At 73.8% G+C, this 15,595-nt stretch carries 14 protein-coding genes; 9 read left to right on the top strand and 5 right to left on the bottom strand.

The window, feature by feature from the left end:
• The first annotated feature begins 175 nt into the window (after window positions 1–175).
• Together IE260_RS22630 and IE260_RS22625 are read left to right on the top strand one after the other, a co-directional pair.
• Window positions 176–1,300, top strand: coding sequence for an alpha/beta hydrolase (locus IE260_RS22630; RefSeq protein ID WP_189874728.1), 1,125 nt, complete (start codon window positions 176–178; stop codon window positions 1,298–1,300).
• 181 nt (window positions 1,301–1,481) lie between these two features.
• Complete coding sequence (locus IE260_RS22625; protein ID WP_189874726.1) at window positions 1,482–2,648, top strand: hypothetical protein; 1,167 nt, start codon at window positions 1,482–1,484, stop codon at window positions 2,646–2,648.
• A 21-nt stretch (window positions 2,649–2,669) separates the two neighbouring features.
• Here the strand turns inward: IE260_RS22625 and IE260_RS22620 are convergent, their stop codons facing one another.
• Both IE260_RS22620 and IE260_RS22615 read right to left on the bottom strand, forming a co-directional pair.
• The gene (locus tag IE260_RS22620; RefSeq protein ID WP_189875021.1) at window positions 2,670–3,998 is read right to left on the bottom strand and encodes a PH domain-containing protein; all 1,329 of its coding nucleotides are present in this window, start codon (window positions 3,996–3,998) and stop codon (window positions 2,670–2,672) included.
• On the bottom strand, window positions 3,983–4,504 hold the full coding sequence (locus IE260_RS22615) for a PH domain-containing protein (protein ID WP_189874724.1): 522 nt from the start codon (window positions 4,502–4,504) through the stop codon (window positions 3,983–3,985). Before IE260_RS22615 ends, IE260_RS22620 begins: the two co-directional genes overlap by 16 nt.
• A 31-nt stretch (window positions 4,505–4,535) precedes the next feature.
• Here IE260_RS22615 and IE260_RS22610 point away from each other — a divergent pair, with 31 nt between their 5' ends.
• Window positions 4,536–5,687 (top strand): NADH-quinone oxidoreductase subunit D, encoded by a 1,152-nt coding sequence (locus tag IE260_RS22610; RefSeq protein WP_189874722.1) that lies wholly within the window; start codon window positions 4,536–4,538, stop codon window positions 5,685–5,687.
• Here the strand turns inward: IE260_RS22610 and IE260_RS22605 are convergent.
• The gene (locus IE260_RS22605; protein ID WP_189874719.1) at window positions 5,652–6,704 is read right to left on the bottom strand and encodes an SAM-dependent methyltransferase; all 1,053 of its coding nucleotides are present in this window, start codon (window positions 6,702–6,704) and stop codon (window positions 5,652–5,654) included. The two genes, IE260_RS22610 and IE260_RS22605, sit on opposite strands and share 36 nt — an antisense overlap.
• A gap of 118 nt (window positions 6,705–6,822) precedes the next feature.
• Between IE260_RS22605 and IE260_RS22600 the strand changes: the two genes are divergently transcribed.
• Together IE260_RS22600 and IE260_RS22595 are read left to right on the top strand one after the other, a co-directional pair.
• Complete coding sequence (locus IE260_RS22600) at window positions 6,823–8,025, top strand: sensor histidine kinase (protein WP_189874717.1); 1,203 nt, start codon at window positions 6,823–6,825, stop codon at window positions 8,023–8,025.
• A 71-nt stretch (window positions 8,026–8,096) separates the two neighbouring features.
• Window positions 8,097–8,768, top strand: coding sequence for a response regulator (locus IE260_RS22595; RefSeq protein ID WP_189874715.1), 672 nt, complete (start codon window positions 8,097–8,099; stop codon window positions 8,766–8,768).
• A 266-nt stretch (window positions 8,769–9,034) separates the two neighbouring features.
• Here IE260_RS22595 and IE260_RS22590 read toward each other — a convergent pair whose 3' ends face one another.
• Window positions 9,035–10,141 carry a DUF5937 family protein gene (locus IE260_RS22590; protein ID WP_189874713.1) on the bottom strand — a complete coding sequence of 369 codons (1,107 nt, stop codon included), beginning with the start codon at window positions 10,139–10,141 and terminating at the stop codon, window positions 9,035–9,037.
• 174 nt (window positions 10,142–10,315) lie between these two features.
• Between IE260_RS22590 and IE260_RS22585 the strand changes: the two genes are divergently transcribed.
• Window positions 10,316–10,537: a hypothetical protein gene (locus IE260_RS22585; RefSeq protein ID WP_189874711.1), complete on the top strand. Its 222-nt coding sequence runs from the start codon at window positions 10,316–10,318 to the stop codon at window positions 10,535–10,537.
• Here IE260_RS22585 and IE260_RS22580 read toward each other — a convergent pair.
• Window positions 10,515–11,723, bottom strand: a complete 1,209-nt coding sequence (locus IE260_RS22580) for a threonine aldolase family protein (RefSeq protein ID WP_189874709.1) — start codon at window positions 11,721–11,723, stop codon at window positions 10,515–10,517. The genes IE260_RS22585 and IE260_RS22580 overlap by 23 nt on opposite strands.
• Before the next feature lie 241 nt (window positions 11,724–11,964).
• On the opposite strand from IE260_RS22580, the gene IE260_RS22575 reads away from it, so the two are divergent.
• From IE260_RS22575 to IE260_RS22565, 3 genes are read left to right on the top strand one after another with little or no spacing between them, the layout of a single operon-like run.
• Window positions 11,965–12,885 (top strand): Rossmann-like and DUF2520 domain-containing protein, encoded by a 921-nt coding sequence (locus IE260_RS22575; protein WP_189874707.1) that lies wholly within the window; start codon window positions 11,965–11,967, stop codon window positions 12,883–12,885.
• Complete coding sequence (gene panC, locus IE260_RS22570) at window positions 12,882–13,874, top strand: pantoate--beta-alanine ligase (protein ID WP_189874706.1); 993 nt, start codon at window positions 12,882–12,884, stop codon at window positions 13,872–13,874. Before IE260_RS22575 ends, panC begins: the two co-directional genes overlap by 4 nt.
• The gene (locus IE260_RS22565) at window positions 13,871–15,592 is read left to right on the top strand and encodes an L-aspartate oxidase (RefSeq protein WP_189874704.1); all 1,722 of its coding nucleotides are present in this window, start codon (window positions 13,871–13,873) and stop codon (window positions 15,590–15,592) included. The genes panC and IE260_RS22565 overlap by 4 nt, the downstream gene beginning before the upstream one ends.
• The last annotated feature ends 3 nt before the right edge of the window (window positions 15,593–15,595 follow it).

Here is a 15,595-nt window from a genome sequence, read left to right as displayed (position 1 = left end):
GTCCTGGCAGACATCGCATCCCGTGGTTCTGCGAAAGATCGTGGATCCGGGCCCGATTCGGGCATCCGGCGACATTGCGCCCTCTAGGACGGTGTCTCGGAGGGAGAGGTTCACTCTCCTTCACACGGAAAAGCCCGGCCGGATTCACACGGAAAGCGCAGGCAGGCAACGACACATGGGTCTCACGAGTGACACGGTGCTCGCGCTGGCGGTGCTGTCCGGCGTGGTGCTCTTCGTCGGCACGGTGTGGCTGTGGCCTTGGCTGGCCCGGCGGAGCCCGCGGGCCGTCTGCGGGCGGGTCGGCCTGCTGCTCGCCACGCAGCTGGCCCTGTTCGCCGCGGTCGGCCTCGCCGCCAACCAGGCGTTCGGGTTCTACGCGAGCTGGGCGGACCTGTTCGGGCGGGAGACCGGCCAGGGTGTGGTCGTCGACCACACGGCCGGCGAGTCGGGCGGCCTGCTGGAAGTGGTCGGCACCCGGAGGGTGCAGGCGGCCGGCGCGGCCCGGCCGGAGGTCGCGGGCCAGGTCCAGAGGATCGAGGTCGTCGGCCGTACGACGCACATCGCGACGCCCGCCTACGTGTACCTGCCGCCGGAGTACTTCCAGCCCCGCCACCGCGCCCGTACGTTTCCCGCGGCCGTCGTGCTGACCGGCTACCCGGGCACGGCCGAGGCGCTGGTGGACAAGCTGCACTATCCGCGCACGGCCCTGGACCTGGCCAGGGACGGCCGCATGCAGCCGATGATCCTGGTGATGCTGCGTCCCACGGTGGCGCCGCCGCGGGACACGGAGTGCGTGGACGTCCCGGGCGGCCCGCAGACGGAGACGTTCTTCGCCGAGGACCTCCCCGAGGCCGTGCTCAGCCACTACCGGGTGGGCCGGAAGCCGGGCAGCTGGGGCGTCGTCGGCGACTCGACCGGTGGTTACTGCTCGCTGAAGCTCGCCATGCACCACCCCGGGGTGTACGCGGCCGGTGCCGGTCTGTCCGCGTACTACGACGCGCCGAGCGACCCGACCACGGGTGATCTCTTCCACGGGGACGAGGAACTGAGGAATCGGGCCGACCTGTGGTGGTATCTCAAACACATGCCGGCGCCGGACACTTCACTGCTCGTCACCAGCAGCAAGGCCGGCGAGTCGAACTACAAGGACACGCTGGAGTTCATTGAGCGGGTGAAGGCCAAGAAGCGGACGCGGATCTCGTCGATCATCCTCGAAAGCGGCGGACACAACTTCAATACGTGGCGGCGCGAGATTCCCGCGACACTGCAGTGGCTCGGCGGGCGCCTGAGCGGCCGGTGACGAGGCCGTCGGCCGGCGCCGCCGACGGGTGCCCTGATGAACCCCGCCTGAAAACGATCTTGAGGTAATTCGTCTTCCGGTGCGCAAGTGGATTCCTGATGCTGTGTGAACGCTTCGGAGATGGCTGTGTTTTTACGGGGCGGGGCGCCAAGATTCGCCTACGCGCGGTAAGTTTCTGGCCATGCCACGTGGACGTCACCGCCATTCCCCGCCCCTGCACAGGCTGCTTCCCCCGTCGGCGATCGCAGGCGTCTCCGTCGTCTGCGCCCTCGGCCCCTGGGTGTTCAGCGAAATGATGCTCCTGCGTTCGCTGGCCGCGGCCGCCGCGGTGACGGCGGTCGCCGGTGCGTTCGTCATGCGTCGCTGGGACGCGCAGGCGGGCAAGCGCGTCGCCGACCTCACGCGCGCGCGTGCGAGCGACGAGTGGCGTCACGAGGAACGGGTCGCCGAACTGGAGTCCGACCTGGAGGAGTCGCGCGAGCTGCGCGTGAAGCTGGAGCAGCGGCTCCGGGCGAAGCGCGCGGAGCTGGCGGGGCTGCGCAACGAGCACGCCTCCCTGCTGCGGCGGTACGCGACGGCGGAGACCGAGCGCGCCACCGCGCTGGAGGGCCGCCGCCTGCTGGAGATAGAGGCCGCGTCCCCGACGCCCGCGCTGCCGCCGGCACGGCCGGCGCAGGAGACAGCGGCCCAGGAGGCCGAGGTGACGGCCGAGGGTTCCGAGGCCGGCGAGGAGACCCCGGAGACGCCCGCCGTGTTCTCGCCGGAGGGCTCCCGGCTGTTCCTGCGGGCGCGGGCCGCGCTCTCGCGCTTCGACCGTGAGACGGATGCCGGGACGGATGCCGGGACGGACGGTGACGGCGGTGGCGACGGCGGTGGCCGGGCCGCCGCGGCTCCGGCTGCCGAACCCGCGCGGGAGGACGAGGCGCAGGGGCAGCCCGAGGCGGCCGACGGGCACGAGCGCGCGGCCGCCGCCACCACGACGGCTCAGTCCGGCGACCGGTCCGAACAGCCCGCCCAGCAGTCCTCCGGGCACTTCACGGTGCCGCCCGCGGTGGCCGTCGTGCCGACCGCTCCCGCGCGGCGCCCGATGGTCCAGGGCGGTTTCGACTTCTTCGGCACGAAGAACGCCGACGGCACGTCGTCGCCCGACGCCCTGGAGGCCGTCCAGAACGAGGACCTCGCCGACGTGGTCGGCCAGGAGGCCCTCGCCCTGCACAAGGCCGAGGCGGAGGCCGCCTTCAAGCCCGCCGACGAGGAGTCCCGGGCCGTGGGTCAGGTGATCGACCTGACGGCCCACGACGAGACGGAACAGATCGACATGCAGGGGCTGCGCAGCGCGGTGTCCTGACCACGCCCGGCAGGGCGGGCTTCAGGCCATCCACCGGTCCGGGAGGGCGTCCCGTCGGCCCGTCCGCGACCGTTCCGCCTGGTCGCGCAGCAGCTCCGCCGCCTCACCGGCGTCCCGCAGCCGCGCGGTCACGGTCTTGTTCGCCCCCGTGTCCACGCGGACGTGGGCGACCCGCCACAGCCGCTGCCACGGCCCCTGCGTCAGGCGCACGCTCTGCACCTTGGCGTGCGGCACCAGCGCCAGGCTGCGCCGCAGCAGCCCGTGGCGGGCGGCGAACACCGCGTCGGTGACGGCGAGCCCGTAGCCGCGCCACCACAACGGCACGCACCGCCGGGACCGCCGCGGCGGACGGGACAGCGCCGAGCGGGCCGGTACGGTCACTCCCGGCAGCACGCGTGCGACGACGGACTCGGCGATCTCGCGCGGGGCGACCGGCAGCAGCACGGAGTTCGACGACCCGGCCACGTCCAGCTCCACGCGCACCCAGCCCCGCCGCCGCCACAGCAGCGGCTCCACGATCCGCACGGTCTGCACGCGCCCCGGCGGCACGGTCTCGTGGGCGCGGTCGAGCAGCCCGTGGTCGATGCGGAGCCCGTCGGGCGACTCGGCCACCGTCCAGTCGTACTCCCCGACGAACCGCCCCACACTGCTCGCGCCCGCCGCGCCCAGCAGCGGCAGGGCGGTCGCCAGAACTGTCCACAGGTTGTGGGTGGCGAGCCACAACAGCGTCGGTACGACCACGGCGGCGATCAGAGTGCCCCAGGTGGCGCCGGTCAGCAGCAGCGAGACGGCGAGGACGCCGGGCGGCACGCGCAGCAGCTGCCGGGCGGGTGCCTCGCCGACCTCGTGCGCGGTCTCGGGCGCGAAGCCGGCCGCCCGCGCGAGCAGTTCGGCGCGCAGGGCACGCGCCTCGTCGGCACCCAGGAAGGCCAGTTCGTCCTTCCTGTCGGTGCCTATGACGTCGAGTTTGAGCTTGGCGACCCCCGCGACCCGGGCGAGCAGCGGCTGGGTGACGTCGATGGCCTGGATGCGTTCGAGCCGGATGTGCGCGGTGCGCCGGAACAGCAGGCCGGTACGGATGCGCAGCTCGGTGTCCGTCACCGCGAAGTGGGTGAACCACCAGGTCAGGAAGCCGTACAGGGCGGCGGCGGGGATCAGTACGGCGAGGCCGATCAAAAGCGTGGTCGTGGTCAGCCGCGTCAGCTGGCGCTGCGCCTGGTCCGGGTCGTGCACGGCCCAGCCGACCAGCACCGCGACCGGCGCCCACGCCCGCCGCAGCGGGGTGACGGGGTGCAGCCGCCGCTCGGTCACCTCCTCGCGGCGCTCCGTCGTGCTCACAGCCCCGCCGATCGGGCCTCGCCCAGCTCGGTGAGCCGGTCGCGCAGCCGTTCCGCCTCGGCCGGGTCGAGGCCCGGGATGGTCGCGTCGGTCGCGGCGGCGGCCGTGTGCAACTGCACGCTGGCCAGGCCGAAGTGCCGCTCGACCGGCCCGGAGGTGACCTCGACCAGCTGCATCCGCCCGTACGGCACGACGGTCTCCTCCTGCCACAGCACGCCCCGGCTGATCAGCAGGTCGTCGGCGCGCTCGGCGTACCGCCAGGAGCGCCAGTTGCGCCCCAGCATCACCCAGCCCCAGACCATCAGGGCCAGCGGCACCAGCGCGAAGACCGCCCAGACGGGCCCCAGGAACAGCCCGGGCAGCAGTCCGGCGGCCAGGGCCAGCAGCCCCAGCCACACCACCAGCAACAGCCGACGCATCCGCAGCAGCCCCGGTGGCAACCCGGTCCACACCGGCTCGTCCCGCGCCGCCTCTGTCGCCCCCGCCGCGCCCGTGTCGCCCGGGCTCCCCGTCTCCATGAGCCCAGCGTACGTAGGAGAGACTGTGTGCATGACTCCTACGACGGAGACCATGGTCGGCATCGGCGGCGCCGCGGAGAGCACCGACATGGTGCTCAACATCGGGCCCCAGCACCCGTCCACGCACGGCGTGCTGCGGCTGCGGCTGGTCCTGGACGGTGAACGCATCACGCGCGCGGAGCCCGTGATCGGCTACATGCACCGCGGCGCGGAGAAGCTGTTCGAGGCACGCGACTACCGGCAGATCATCGTGCTCGCCAACCGCCACGACTGGCTGTCGGCCTTCTCCAACGAGCTGGGCGTGGTCCTCGCCGTGGAGCGCATGCTCGGCATGGAGGTCCCCACGCGCGCGGTGTGGACGCGGACGCTGCTCGCGGAGCTGAACCGGGTCCTCAACCACCTGATGTTCCTGGGTTCGTACCCCCTGGAGCTGGGCGGCATCACCCCGGTCTTCTACGCCTTCCGGGAGCGGGAGGTGCTCCAGAACGTCATGGAGGAGGTCTCCGGCGGGCGCATGCACTACATGTTCAACCGCGTCGGCGGCCTCAAGGAGGACCTGCCGGCCGGCTGGACCGCACGCGCGCGTGCCGCCGTCTCGGCCGTGCGCTCGCGCATGGGCGTCTTCGACGACCTGGTGCTCGGCAACGAGATCTTCCGGGGGCGCACGCGCGGCGTGGGCGCCCTGACGCCCCAGGCCGTGCACGCCTACGGCGTGAGCGGACCGATCGCCCGTGCCTCGGGCGTCGACTTCGACCTGCGCCGCGACGAGCCCTACCTCGCCTACGGCGAACTCCAGGACACCCTGAAGGTCGTCACCCGGACCGAGGGCGACTGCCTCGCCCGCTTCGAGTGCCTGCTGGAGCAGACGCACAACGCCCTCGACCTCGCCGACGCCTGCCTGGACCGCCTGGCCGAGCTGCCGCCCGGACCGGTCAACCAGCGGCTCCCCAAGGTCCTCAAGGCGCCCGAGGGCCACACCTACGCGTGGACCGAGAACCCCCTCGGCATCAACGGCTACTACCTGGTCAGCAAGGGGGAGAAGACCCCGTACCGGCTGAAGCTGCGCTCGGCCTCGTACAACAACATCCAGGCGCTCACCGAGCTGCTGCCGGGGACGCTGGTCGCGGACATGGTGGCGATCCTCGGGTCACTGTTCTTCGTGGTCGGGGACATCGACAAGTAGGGCGAGCGGGTCGGGGACGCCGACCGGCTGCGTCAGCCACACGAAGTCGCCGAGACCGCCCGGCGCGATCAGCTCGGCGGCCTCCGAGGCGCTCGCGAGGGCACGGACGTACGCCGCGGGGTCGGTCGACGCGAGCGCGAGCGGGGGGCGTGCGCCTGTGAGGCCGAGGGCGCGCAGGGCGTCGCGCTGGGGGAGCAGACGCGCGCCGGGGAGCGCGCACGCCGTGGCGCACGCGTCCAGTGCCACGTGGGCGGTGATGTCGCACGACCCGTCCGGCACGGGCGCCGTCTCACGCCCGCCCCGGAAGCCGGTGAGGGTCCCGAACGGCGGCCGTGCGTCCACCGTGTGCGCGTAGTCGACGGCCACGGCGAGCCCGCTGCGCAGCGTCGACACGGCGGACGCCCAGGCCTCGTCCCGGGGCAGGCCGATCTCGGCACGCAGCCCCTCCTCGGGCGGCAGCGGCCACCACCGCGCCAGCCACTCCGCCTCCGCGCCGCCCACCGGTTCCCCGAGCCGCTCGGCCCCGTCACCGCGGACCAGCACCCGCCGGGGTACGCCCGCGGAGTCCACTTCGGCCACCTCCACGGGCACGTTGTCCAGCCACTCGTTGGCGAACAGCAGCCCCGTGACGTCCCGCGGTGGTTCGGGCAGCCACTCGATCCGGTGGTCCAGGCCCTCCGGGCGGCCGGCGATCTCGACGGCGTACCCGCGCGTGCGGGCGGCCACGTCGGCGGGCAGCGCGGCGAGCACCCCGGCGGCCAGCTCGCCCCGGCCGGCCGCCATGTCCACGAAGTCCAGCGACGCGGGTCGGCCCAGCGCCTCGTCGACCCGGCACAACAGCCGCGCCACGGCCCCGGCGAACAGCGCCGACGCGTGCACGGACGTACGGAAGTGCCCCGCCGGCCCCTCGGGACCGCGGTAGAAACCGTCCACGCCGTAGAGCGCCTCCTGCGTGGCTTCACGCCAGCCCCGCCAGTCGCCTCGTGTCTCTGCGGTCCCTGTCGTCCCTGGTGTCACGAGGCCAGGCTAAGCGCACAGGAGAGCGGGGCCTCCACCTTGCGGAGTACGCGCGGGGGGCGCGGATCGGCCCTCCGGTTGACCCCTGCACCTATCACGCTTCCCTACGCTGGGTTACGTGCAGCGCCTCTACGACTTCCTCCGCAGACACCCGACCGGGGTCGACTGCTTCTGGGCTCTCGTTCTGCTCGGGATCTCCGTGGTGTCCATGGTCCCGCAGCAGGAGGCCACCGGGAGGGACGCTCCGGCGCTGCTGATCCCGTTCACCGTGCTGCTGTGCCTGGTCATCGCGCTGCGCCGGGTGATGCCGGAGAGGATGCTGCTGCTGGCCGCCGCACTGGGGCTGGGGCAGCTGGTCCTCGACGTCGCGACGATGCCCGCCGACTTCGCCCTGCTGGTGATCGTCTACACCGTGGCCGCGACCGGCGCCCGCTGGGCCTCCCGGACCGCGCTGACCATGGGCCTGATCGCCGCCCCCGTCGCGCAGCTGCGCTGGCCCAGCGAGCAGGCCGGTGTCGCGGGCAACATCGCGATAACGGTCTTCCAGACGGTGCCGTTCGCCCTCGCCTGGGTGCTCGGCGACTCCATCCGCACCCGCCGCGCCTACTTCGCCCAGCTGGAGGAGCGGGCCGCCCGGCTGGAGAAGGAGCGCGAGGCGCAGGCCAAGGTCGCCGTCGCCGCCGAACGTGCCCGGATCGCCCGCGAACTGCACGACGTCGTCGCGCACAACGTCTCCGTGATGGTGGTGCAGGCCGACGGCGCCGCCTACGTCCTGGACGCGGCCCCCGACCAGGCGAAGAAGGCGCTGGAGACCATCTCCTCCACCGGCCGCCAGGCCCTCGCCGAGATGCGCCGCCTGCTCGGCGTGCTGCGCACCGGCGAGCACCAGGAGGCCGGCGAGTACGTCCCGCAGCCCGACGTCCAGCAGATCGAGGACCTCGTCGAGCAGTGCCGGAGCCACGGGCTGCCCGTCGACTTCAAGGTCGAGGGCACCCCGCGTCCGCTGCCCAGCGGCGTCGAGCTGACCGCCTACCGCATCGTGCAGGAGGCGCTGACCAACACGCGCAAGCACGGCGGACCCAACGCGGGCGCGAGCGTGCGCCTGGTCTACTTCGACGACGGGCTCGGCCTGCTCGTCGAGGACGACGGCAAGGGCGCCCCGCACGAGCTGTACGAGGAGGGCGGCTTCGACGGCCAGGGCCACGGCCTGATCGGCATGCGGGAACGGGTCGGCATGGTCGGCGGCACCCTGGACGCCGGCCCACGTCCGGGCGGAGGATTCCGCATCAGCGCGCTGCTGCCGCTGAAACCCGCAACCTGACGCCCGCGCACCCACCCGCGTACGGCGTTGACACCTGTAAGACCCCGCGAAGACGGAACGGAAGGCCCCCGATGACGATCCGCGTGATGCTCGTCGACGACCAGGTGCTGCTGCGCACCGGGTTCCGGATGGTGCTCGCCGCCCAGCCGGACATGGAGGTCGTCGCGGAGGCGGGCGACGGCGTCGAGGCCCTCCAGGTGCTGCGCTCCACCGCCGTGGACGTGGTGCTGATGGACGTCCGCATGCCCAAGCTGGACGGGGTGGAGACCACCAGCCGGATCTGCGCGGACCCCGACGCGCCGAAGGTGCTGATCCTGACCACCTTCGACCTCGACGAGTACGCGTTCTCGGCGCTGAAGGCGGGGGCGTCCGGCTTCATGCTCAAGGACGTGCCGCCCGGCGAACTGCTCGCCGCGATCCGCTCCGTGCACAGCGGCGACGCGGTGGTCGCACCCTCCACCACCCGCCGCCTGCTGGACCGCTTCGCCCCGATGCTGCCGGCCGCCGGCCAGGAGCCCCAGCACAAGGAGCTCCAGCGCCTCACCGAACGCGAGCGCGAGGTGATGGTGCTGGTCGCGCAGGGACTGTCCAACGGCGAGATCGCGGCCCGGCTCGTGCTGTCGGAGGCGACCGTGAAGACGCACGTGGGCCGCATCCTGACCAAGCTCGGCCTGCGCGACCGGGTGCAGGTGGTGGTGCTCGCCTACGAGACCGGGCTGGTGCGGGCCGGCGGACACGGCTGACCGGCGCCCAGCAACGGCTGCGCTTGCTCCTGCGGATCGAGGGTCCCTTCGGGGCGGCGGGCCGTCCCATGACTGCCCGCACAGGGCACACGCGCCGCCTGCCCGGCGGCGTCCTGTGGGACCCCGGGGAACGCCGGCTCCGTGCTGCGCCGCGTGCCGGCGTGGTGATCCCCCTCATGCCGGTGACCGGATCACCGCGGGGGCACTGTGGACGCGGACCCGGCGGGCGCGGGTCGGGACCGGTGCACCGACCGCCCGGCGTGCGGCTACCGGAGGATGCCCTCCAGGAAGTCGCTGCCCAGCCGGGCCACCACCGTCACGTCCAGTTGGTGCAGGACGTACCGCCCGCGGCGACGGGTGGTGATCAGGCCCGCCTTCTTCAGCACGCCCAGGTGCCGGGATATCTCCGGGGCCGTCATGCCGTGCGCCTGCGCCAGCTCGCTCGTGGTGTACGCGCTGCGGGCCAGGTGGCGGCAGATCCGCATACGGACCGGGTGGGACAGCGCGGACATCCGCAGCGTGAGCTGCTCGACCGACGGCGGTGAGGCCATCTCGGGGGAACCGACGGGGTAGTGCAGCACCGGCTGCCAGTCGCAGCGGTGCAGCACGGACAGGTGGGGCCAGCCGAGGCTGGTGGGCAGGAGCAGCAGACCGCCGTCCCCGGTGGCCGTGGCACCGTCGCCCAGCTTGTCGATCGTGATCCGCCCGGCGGCCTCGTCCAGCGTCACCGCCGGGGACACCGCGGCCAGCGCCTCGGCCAGACCCTTGCGCCTCAGGATGTCCGTCTTGTGGCGGGCATCGGCCGCGAGCTGGTGGCGCAGCCGGGACCAGGCCTCCGAGAAGAACGCCTCGTCGCAGTCGTGCAGGAACTGCCGCAGCCAGGCCCGGATCCGCGGCGGATCGGCCAGCAGCCGCTCGCTGAAGCGCAGCTGCTGCGGCCCCCGCGCCGCGGCCAGGTCCAGGGCGCGCCGTCGGACCCCGGCGTCCGAGAGGGCCGACGATCCGCGGGTGCTGTACGGCAGGGCGCACGTGAACTCCAGCGCCGCGTCCACGAACTGCTCGTCCGACAGCTTGTCCAGCAGGTCCAGGTCCTCGGCGAGGGTCGCGCCCGGCAGCGTGCTGCGGCCCGGGATGCCGGCGAACGGCATGAACAGGTCGGAGAACGTCGTCCGCCACAGGAAGTCGGCCTCGCACATCCGGTCGGCCAGGTGCGAGTCCAACCGGGCGGTGACGCCGGTGACCCAGCCCTGCAGGCCCGGGTGGTGCGCCGGCTCGGACAGCGCGTGCAGCGCCATGCAGAGCTCGGCCAGGGGAGAGGGCACGACGGCGACCCTCTCCGGCCGCAGCCCCGCGATGTCGATGCGCACGCTCATGCCCTCATGGTGCACCGCGCCACCGACAACGCGGCCCTCGATTGACGACCGCCGTCAATCCACGCGACGCGGGCACCGTACGGGAGCAGTCTGGGACCACCGGGGCAGCCGCGGAGCCCGGCCCCTTTCCCCTGACATCCGGCCTGAGAAGGCGATCCGGAGAAGGCGTCCGCCATGAGCATCACGCAGCAGTACCTCCTCGACACCTACCGTGCCCGGCAGCTCGGCGAACCCGTGCCGCCCGCGCCCGGCACCCACGACCGGCGGGTCGTGCGTGAGTGGCGCGAGTTCCGCCGCTTCCGCGCGGTGCTCGCCGGCCGTCCGGCCCGCGGCCGTTCGCTGCAGGCGACGGCCCGGTGGCTGTCCCCGCGCCCTAGGCGTCGCCCTCCGGGCTGAGCCGGGCGACGAGGCCGGCGACCGCCGCCCGCACGTCGGCGGCCGTCCACTCCAGGCCGGTCTCCTCCACCGCGACCTCGGTGACGGCGAGCCCCGGGCCGGGGGCGTCCCAGGCCCGGGAGAAGAGCAGGGTGCCCGTCTCCTCGCCCTGCCGGACCGCGGCCTCGGCGACCACGTCGGCGTCATAGGGCAGCCAGACCTGGAACTCGTGGGTGTGCGGCACCTCGGGATGCACGCGCGCCCACGGCACCCCGGCCGCCGCGAAGCCCTCGCGCAGCGCGGCGGCCACCACGCGCGCGTGGGCCACGTACTCCGGCAGCCTGGGCAGCTCGCGGTCCAAGCCCGCCAGCGCCGACAGGGCGGTCGGGAACTGCTGGAACACCATGCCGCCGTAGCGGTGCCGCCAGACCTTCGCCTCCTCCACCAGCCACCGCGGACCGGCGAGCGCGGCGCCGCCGTAGCCCTTGAGCGACTTGTAGAACGAGACGTACACGCTGTCCGCCAGGCTCGCTATCTCGTCCAGGGGACGGCCGAAGTGGACGGTGGTCTCCCACAGGCGGGCCCCGTCGAAGTGGACCACCGCATCGCGCTCCCGGGCCGCCTCGACGACCTGGTTGAGCTCCTCCCACGTCGGCAGCAGGTAACCCGCATCCCTCAGCGGCAGCTCCAGCATCAGCGAACCGAACGGCTCCTCCAGCTCGCGCACCTCGTCGGCGGTCGGCGGCCGGGGCGCGCTGGTCACCCGTACCGGGCGCAGCCCGCTGACCTGGCTGAAGGCGTTCCGCTCGTGCACCTCGGGGTGGCTGAGCCCGTGCAGGGCGACGGCCTGGCTGCCGGTGCGGCCCGCCCAGCAGCGCAGGGCCACCTGCTGGGCCATCGTGCCGGTCGGGAAGAAGCCGGCGGCCTCCTGGCCGAGCAGGGCGGCCGCCTTCTCCTCCAGGGACTCGACCACGCCGTTGCCGTACATGTCCGACGGCTCGTCGAGGTCGTACAGCTCCGCCGCGCCGTCCAGCAGGGCGAGCCGCTCCCGCAGGGACGTGACGAAGCCCGGGCGGGCGAGTACGCGCCGAGCGCCCCGATGAGCGGCGGCACGCCGCTCGCGGAGCCGTTTGCGCCGTTCCTCCGCCGGCTCCCGTTCAGCCGGTTCCCCGGTGCGCCGCCCGCTCTGCTCCGCCGTATCGCTCATGCAGGGATCATGCCGGGTGCCGGTCCGGGCGGGCATCCGGGTTTCCGCCCACGGTCCCCGTCCGCACGCGTGCGTGTGCGACGGCTCTGCCGCATCCACACGCGCGCGCGTGCGTGCGCTCCGGATCCGCACGGAAACCCACAGCCTGTGGACAACCGAACGCCCCCCGAACCGATCGCGTTAACATGACGAGAAATCGTCCGGTACCCCGAGCGGACTGGAACGGGAAGGCCGCCGTCGCGTGAACACAACCCCACAGCCAGATCCCAAGGACCGCCCGGCGCGGCTCACCGTCGGCGTCGTCGGCGCCGGCCGGGTGGGACCCGCGCTGGCCGCGTCCCTCCAACTCGCCGGGCACCGCCCGGTGGCCGTCTCCGGGGTGTCCGAAGCCTCCAGACGACGTGCCGCGGCCCTGCTCCCCGACGTCCCGCTCGTGCCGCCCGCGGAGGTCCTGGGCCGCTCCGAGCTGGTGCTGCTGACCGTCCCGGACGACGCCCTGCCCGGCCTCGTGACCGGGCTCGCCGAGACCGGCGCGGTCCGCCCCGGCCAGCTGCTCGTCCACACCTCCGGGCGGTACGGAGCCAAGGTCCTGGAGCCCGCCCTGCGGGCCGGCGCCCTGCCGCTGGCCCTGCACCCGGCGATGACCTTCACCGGAACCCCCGTGGACGTCCAGCGCCTGGCCGGGTGCTCCTTCGGCGTCACCGCCCCCGAGGAGCTGCGGCTGGCCGCCGAGGCCCTCGTCATCGAGATGGGCGGCGAGCCGGAGTGGATCGCGGAGGACAAGCGCCCCCTGTACCACGCGGCCCTCGCCCTGGGCGCCAACCACCTGGTCACCCTGGTCGCCCAGTCCATGGAGCTGCTGCGCACCGCGGGTGTCGACGCCCCCGACCGGATGCTCGGCCCGCTGCTGGGCGCCGCCCTCGACAACGCCCTGCGCTCCGGCGACGCCGCCCTGACCGGACCCGTCGCGCGCGGGGACGCGGGCACGGTCGCCGCGCACATCGGGGAGCTGCGCGAACACGCCCCGCAGGCCGTCGCCGGCTACCTGGCGATGGCCCGCGCGACCGCCGACCGGGCGCTGGCCCACGGGCTGCTCAAGCCCGAGCTCGCCGAGGACCTGCTCGGGGTACTCGCCAACGGCACCGAGGGAGACGCCCGATGACCACCACCCTGCTGCGTACCGCCGACGAGCTGCACGCGCGCGTGCGCCGCGGTCGCCGTGCCGTCGTGATGACCATGGGCGCCCTGCACGAGGGCCACGCCACCCTGATCCGTACGGCGCGCGGGATCGCCGGGCCGGACGGCGAGGTCGTCGTCACCGTCTTCGTCAACCCGCTCCAGTTCGGTCAGGGCGAGGACCTCGACCGCTATCCGCGCACGCTGGAAGCCGACCTCGAGATCGCCGGGCAGGCGGGCGCCGACGCCGTCTTCGCCCCCGCCGTCGAGGAGGTCTACCCGGGCGGCGAGCCCCAGGTCCGCATCACCGCGGGCCCCATGGGCGAACGCCTGGAGGGCGCGTCCCGGCCCGGCCACTTCGACGGCATGCTCACGGTCGTCGCCAAGCTGCTGCACCTCACCCGCCCCGACGTGGCCCTGTACGGCCAGAAGGACGCCCAGCAGCTGGCGCTGATCCGCCGCATGGTGCGCGACCTGAACTTCGGTGTGGACATCGTCGGCGTCCCCACCGTCCGCGAGGACGACGGCCTGGCCCTCTCCAGCCGCAACCGCTACCTCTCGCCCCAGGAGCGCCGTACGGCCCTCGCGCTGTCCCAGGCCCTGTTCGCGGGCCTCGACCGGCACGTCGCCCAGGAGGCGCTGCGCGCCCGGGCCCGTGAGGTGCCCGCCACGCGTGCGCGTGCCGAGGCCCTCAGCGCCCTCGGGGAGTCCCGCGCGGCGGCCGACGCCCACGCCGTCGCCGAGGCCACCCCCGGCAACCCGGCGGCCGTCCGCGCCGCCGCCCGCCTGGTCCTGGACGACGCCGCCCGCTTCGACCCGCCGCTGGAGCTGGACTACCTCGCCCTGGTGGATCCGTCCGACTTCACCGAGATCGGGGACGACTTCACCGGCGAGGCCGTCCTCGCCGTCGCCGCCCGGGTCGGCGCGACCCGGCTGATCGACAACATCTCCCTCACCTTCGGAGCCGCCTCGTGACCACCACAGGCATACGACTGCACGCACCCGCGCCCGGGTGGGCCATCGCCGCCGACGTGGTGGTCGTCGGCTCCGGCGTCGCCGGCCTCACCGCGGCCCTGCGCTGCGAGGCGGCCGGGCTGACGACGGTCGTCGTCACCAAGGCCCGCCTCGACGACGGCTCCACCCGCTGGGCGCAGGGCGGCATCGCCGCGGCCCTCGGCGAGGGCGACACCCCCGAACAGCACCTGGACGACACCCTGGTCGCCGGCGCGGGCCTGTGCGACGAGGAAGCGGTCCGCATCCTGGTCACCGAGGGGCCCGACGCCGTACGGCGGCTCATCGCCACGGGCGCCCAGTTCGACGAGTCCTCCGAGGGCGGCCTGGCACTGACCCGCGAGGGAGGCCACCACCGCCGCCGCATCGCCCACGCCGGCGGCGACGCCACCGGCGCGGAGATCTCCCGGGCCCTCGTCGAGGCGGTACGCGCGCGTGGCGTGCGCACCATCGAGAACGCCCTCGTCCTCGACCTCCTCACGGACGCCGACGGCCGCACCGCCGGTGTCACCCTGCACGTCATGGGCGAGGGCCAGCACGACGGCGTCGGGGCGGTCCACGCCCCCGCCGTGGTCCTGGCGACCGGCGGCATGGGCCAGGTCTACTCGGCGACCACCAACCCGTCCGTCTCCACGGGCGACGGCGTGGCCCTCGCGCTCCGCGCGGGCGCCGAGGTGAGCGACCTCGAATTCGTCCAGTTCCACCCCACGGTCCTCTTCCTCGGCCCGGACGCGGAGGGCCAGCAGCCCCTGGTCTCGGAGGCGGTACGCGGCGAGGGCGCCCACCTGGTGGACGGCGAGGGCGTGCGCTTCATGCAGGGGCAGCACGAACTCGGCGAACTCGCCCCCCGGGACATCGTCGCCAAGGGCATCATGCGCCGCATGCAGGAGCGGGGCGCCGAGCACATGTACCTCGACGCCCGGCACTTCGGCGCCGACATGTGGGAGCACCGCTTCCCGACGATCCTCGCGGCCTGCCGCGCCCACGGCATCGACCCGGTCACGGAACCCGTCCCCGTCGCCCCGGCGGCCCACTACGCCTCCGGCGGAATCCGCACGGACTCCCACGGCCGCACCACCGTCCCAGGCCTGTACGCGTGCGGCGAGGTCGCCTGCACCGGCGTGCACGGCGCCAACCGCCTGGCCTCCAACTCCCTCCTGGAGGGACTGGTCTACGCCGAGCGCATCGCCGCCGACATCGCGGGGGACCCCCTCCACGCACGCGTGCCCGCCCCGGTCCCGTACCCGGAGCAGCCCGCGCACCCCCTCCTCCCGCCCGAGGCCCGCTTCACCATCCAGCGGATCATGACCGAGGGCGCCGGCGTCCTGCGCTCCGCCGCATCCCTCACGCGGGCCGCCGACCAGCTCGACCGGCTTCACACCGAGGCCCGGGAAGCCCTCCAGGAGAACGGCAAGACGGCCGAGCCGGGCGTCGACACCTGGGAGGCCACCAACCTCCTGTGCGTGGCCCGCGCCCTGGTGGGAGCGGCGGCACAGCGCGAGGAGACCCGCGGCTGCCACTGGCGCGAGGACCACCCCGACCGCGACGACACCACGTGGCGCCGCCACATCGTCGTGCGCCTGAACCCGGACCGGACCCTCGCCGTGCACCCCACGGAGACCGCAGAATTTCCCCCGACCGCACCCTTTTCCCAGCCGACGCAGCGCCCCCAGGAGCAGTGAGAG

The organism is Streptomyces viridiviolaceus, assembly GCF_014650995.1.
Classification (GTDB): domain Bacteria; phylum Actinomycetota; class Actinomycetes; order Streptomycetales; family Streptomycetaceae; genus Streptomyces; species Streptomyces viridiviolaceus.
This window is presented reverse-complemented; position numbering and strand designations above follow the sequence as displayed.

What these genes read in the sequence shown, in the direction of transcription:
- IE260_RS22630 (WP_189874728.1), top strand. Translation starts at nt 176, where the DNA reads ATGGGTCTCACGAGTGACACGGTGCTCGCGCTGGCGGTGCTGTCCGGC.
- IE260_RS22625 (WP_189874726.1), top strand. Translation starts at nt 1,482, where the DNA reads ATGCCACGTGGACGTCACCGCCATTCCCCGCCCCTGCACAGGCTGCTT.
- IE260_RS22615 (WP_189874724.1), bottom strand. Translation starts at nt 4,504, where the DNA reads ATGGAGACGGGGAGCCCGGGCGACACGGGCGCGGCGGGGGCGACAGAG.
- IE260_RS22610 (WP_189874722.1), top strand. Translation starts at nt 4,536, where the DNA reads ATGACTCCTACGACGGAGACCATGGTCGGCATCGGCGGCGCCGCGGAG.
- IE260_RS22595 (WP_189874715.1), top strand. Translation starts at nt 8,097, where the DNA reads ATGACGATCCGCGTGATGCTCGTCGACGACCAGGTGCTGCTGCGCACC.
- IE260_RS22590 (WP_189874713.1), bottom strand. Translation starts at nt 10,141, where the DNA reads ATGAGCGTGCGCATCGACATCGCGGGGCTGCGGCCGGAGAGGGTCGCC.
- IE260_RS22585 (WP_189874711.1), top strand. Translation starts at nt 10,316, where the DNA reads ATGAGCATCACGCAGCAGTACCTCCTCGACACCTACCGTGCCCGGCAG.
- IE260_RS22580 (WP_189874709.1), bottom strand. Translation starts at nt 11,723, where the DNA reads ATGAGCGATACGGCGGAGCAGAGCGGGCGGCGCACCGGGGAACCGGCT.
- panC (WP_189874706.1), top strand. Translation starts at nt 12,882, where the DNA reads ATGACCACCACCCTGCTGCGTACCGCCGACGAGCTGCACGCGCGCGTG.